The organism is uncultured Campylobacter sp. (assembly GCF_937997595.1).
In the GTDB taxonomy this organism is placed as follows: Bacteria; Campylobacterota; Campylobacteria; order Campylobacterales; family Campylobacteraceae; genus Campylobacter_B.
Window position 1 is genome coordinate 1 of record NZ_CALKTS010000346.1, and the last position, 2,943, is coordinate 2,943.

Below are 2,943 nucleotides of genomic sequence, written 5' to 3' on the forward strand. Positions count from 1 at the left end.
ACCAAAAACTATCTCGAGGACGTCGATCTGATAAAATTTGACTTCCTGGGTCTAAAAAACCTCGATGTGATCGATAATGCCATCAAGCTCGTCAAGCGCCGCTATAATCGCGACATAGTTTGGGAGGAGATAGACTTTAACGATCCGCAAACTTACAAAACGATTCAAAGCGGCAACACGCTGGGGATTTTCCAAATCGAGGGCGCGGGCATGCAGGATCTGGCGATGAACCTGCGCCCCGACCGCTTCGAGGATATCATCGCGATGATCTCGCTCTACCGCCCGGGGCCGATGGATCTAATCCCCGATTTTATCAGGATCAAACACGGCGAGCTAAAAGCTAGCTATATTTTTCCGCAGATAAAAGAAATTTTAGAGCCTACCTACGGCATTATCGTCTATCAAGAGCAGGTCATGCAGATCGTGCAGAAGGTGGGCGGCTTTAGCTTGGGCGATGCCGATCTCGTGCGTCGCGCGATGGGTAAGAAGGATGAGAAGAAGCTTGCCCACATGCGCGAGCAGTATCTAAACGGCGCCAAAGAGCTGGGCTTTGACGTAGCTAAGGCGGATGAGTTATTTGATCTGATTATGAAATTTGCCTCCTATGGCTTTAACAAATCCCACGCCGCGGCATATTCGATGATCACCTTTCAAACAGCCTATCTTAAGACCTACTATCCGGCGGAATTTATGGCGGCGCTGCTTACTTCGGAGGAGGGCAATACCGATAAAATTTCAAAGTATATCGACGAGGCGAGCCGCCTAGGTATCGGGCTTTTGCCGCCGTCGATCAATCAAAGCTTAAGAGGCTTTAGCGTCGTGGACGACGAAAACTCCAAATCGGGCACCTCGATAATCTACGGCCTAGGAGCGATTAAGGGCGTGGGCGGCGCTGCAATCGAGAATATCTTAGAGCTTCAAAGCGAGGCTAAATTTCAAAGCATCGACGATTTTGCTTCGCGAGTGGATAATTTCCGCGTCAATAAAAAGGTCATCGAGTCGCTGATCTATGCAGGTGCGATGGATTGTCTGGGTAAGAGCCGATTAGCGATGATTCAAAATATGGAAAATATCCTAGACGTGATGAAAAAAATCACCGAGATTAAAAAGGACGCCGCAAGCTCGCTTTTTGGAGAGGATGAGGATATGACGAGCGGCATGAGCGTAAGCTTCGTCGATACCGATAAGGAATTTCCGCAGGGCGAAATTTTAAAATTTGAGCAGCAGACCGTGGGTGTGTATCTTTCGGGACATCCGCTAGATGATTACAAAGAGGAGATGGAAGGCATCGACTATACGCTATCCTCGGCGTTTAGCGAGATCGAGGGCGATAGCGCCGAGGTGCTTAGTGTGGGGCGGATCGAGGATCTGTCCACACGCATGACGAAAACGGGCAAAAAAATGGGGATTTTAAACGTGCTTGATCTGCACGGCAGCTTCGAGCTTGCGGTGTTCGATAACGCGCTAAAGGCGATCGAAAACTTAAGCCCGCAGGAGCGGGAGCGCCCGTACGCCTTTATGATTAAAATTTCAAAAAGTGCGGTCGGCGGCGCGGCGTATCAGCTGTCGTTTCTTTCGATGATGAGCCTGCAAAACGCTCGAGATGCGAGCTTTCGTCCGCGCGCGGGAGTATTTTTGAGCGAGAATCCACTCAAAGCCTACGCCGCGCAGCTTGGTGCGATCGCGCATACCAAATCGAACGAATTTGACGAACTGGTGGGCGATGAGGACGCGAGCGTTAAAATTTTGTGCGTCGGCAAGATCGAAAACGTCCACACCCGCACGACCAAATCGGGCAAGCAGATGGCAAATCTTACGGTGCTTGATCTTGCGGGCAGCTTCGAGATGAGTGCGTTCGGCGATATTTGTGATGCGGTCACTGCGCTAACGGACGCGGAGCTGGAGCGCCCGATGGCGTTTTTGGCGCGGCTTAGCAAAAACACTAGCCCTTACGGCGGGAAATTTCAAATTTATCTGGATGAAATTTTAACTCTAGATGCCGCGCAGAATATCGACGGCTACGTACCTAGCAAGGTGCGAGGCTTTGGCAGTAGGGAGCGCGGAGGCTTTAACGGCGGCAATTCCGGCTCCAGCAGAAACTTTGGCGGCGAACGAGCTGGCGGCTTCGGCGGAGGAAATTTTGCTGAGCGAAGGGGCGGGTTTGCTGCGGAGGATCCCGTTCTTAAGGCGCGCAAAGAGCGCGAGACGCAGCGCAAAAACGCGCAGGATTTCGAGTTTGAGCTAAGCTTAGGCGAGCTAAGTCGCGAGAAAATTTATAAAATTTACCATCTCGCATTTTGCGACACGGCGCTGAAAAACACCAAGCGCCTAATTCTACGGATTCGCAACGGCAGCGAAGTGCTCGTTTATCCGACCGAATACATCGTGAGCGATAATTTTACCGAAAAGGTGCGCGAAATCATCGCGGCGTAGGTGCGACTCTTTCGTCGCGCCAGGTCGGTTAAAATTTTATTCTTGCTTGTTGCACCGCATACAAGCGGTATTTGAGCGCGCAGAAAGCCTAGACTTTGACGCGGTTGCGTGTTTGTTCCAAAATTTGTCGCGTGCAAAATTTACTGTGCGACGCATAAGAATTGTAATTACGCAGATAGTCTGTGATATCTAAATTTATTGCGTTCATCGCGGTGGAATTTTATCTGCCACAAATTTACAGGCACATAGACTGCTTCTGTTTTATTGCGTCGGCAAGGCTTATAGCGCGCCGTTTGAGTTGCCGCAATAACAGCTTGCCGTACCTCGGTAGAGCATGAATTATATTGTCGCACTAGCCTACCTGTTGCATGATAAACGGCATGAGCGTTTTTAAATTTCGAGCTAAATTTTTGCGAACGAAGCCTTGCTTTGGCGAATCTCCGCGCAGCTTTAAAATTTTAAACTTTAGCGGATTTGAAATTTTAGGCATAGTTTTACTACGTAAAATTT

1 protein-coding gene is annotated in these 2,943 nt (G+C 49.6%); it reads left to right on the plus strand.

Going from position 1 to position 2,943, the window contains the following annotated elements:
- A partial coding sequence (gene dnaE, locus Q0614_RS11690) for a DNA polymerase III subunit alpha (RefSeq protein WP_298788888.1) occupies positions 1-2,433 on the plus strand: 2,433 nt, incomplete at its 5' end.
- Positions 2,434-2,943: the final 510 nt, after the last annotated feature.